Annotated in this window: 1 protein-coding gene; it reads right to left on the bottom strand. The window is 65.3% G+C overall.

The window, feature by feature from the left end:
- Position 1: 1 nt before the first annotated feature.
- On the bottom strand, positions 2 to 884 hold an 883-nt coding region (locus DW870_RS09220), incomplete at its 5' end, for an arginine deiminase family protein (RefSeq protein ID WP_233547420.1).

An 884-nucleotide genomic window follows, 5' to 3' on the forward strand; every position in this document is an offset into this window, starting at 1 on the left:
CTTAGAGGTCCTCGCGCCAGAAGGGCATGCTCATGCAGCGCGGGCCGCCGCGGCCGCGGGAGAGCTCGGCGGAGGGCACGACGAGAAGGTCCAGGCCCTCCTTGTACAGCACGTCGTTGGTGACGGTGTTGCGGGCGTAGACGCAGATCTTGCCGGGCTCGACGCACAGGGTGTTGGAGCCGTCGTTCCACTGCTCGCGGGAGGCCGCGATCGGGTCGCCGCCGCCGCAGGGGATCAGCTTGACCTGGTCGACGCCGGTGGCGTCCTCCAGGACGTGCTCGAGGGTGTCCTCGATCAGGCGGATGTTCACGTCGCCCGGGTTCTTGCCGGCGGTCAGCTCGTAGACGCGCAGGGTGCCCATGATGGCGGGGTGGATCGTGAACTTATCGACGTCGATCTGGGTGAAGACCGTGTCGAGGTGCATGAAGGCGCGCGAGACCGGGATGTCGAAGGCCAGGATGCGCTCGACCTTGGAGTCGGAGTTCCAGAAGATGTTCTGGGCCATGACGTCGATCGCGGCGGCCTGGGTGCGCTGGGAGATGCCGACGGCGAGGGTCTTCTCGTTGATGTTCAGCACGTCGCCGCCCTCGGTGTGGAACTGGCAGTCGCGGCGGAAGTACAGCGAGACGTCCTTGTAGTCGGGGTGGTACTTGAAGATGTACTTGCCGTACAGGGTCTCGCGGTTGCGGGTGACCGAGTACATGCGGTTGAGGTTGACGCCCTCGCCGACGACCGCGAACGGGTCGCGGGTGAAGTAGAGGTTGGGCATCGGGTCGATGATCAGGTCGGACTCGGACTCGGAGTTGACCAGGGAGTCGAGGGTCGTGGACGCCGTGAGGGGCATGTCGATCTCGGACTTGGTCATGCCGGCCATGGTCTTCTTG

Origin of the sequence: Collinsella sp. AM38-1BH, from assembly GCF_003467545.1 — a bacterium.
Classification (GTDB): Bacteria; Actinomycetota; Coriobacteriia; order Coriobacteriales; family Coriobacteriaceae; genus Collinsella.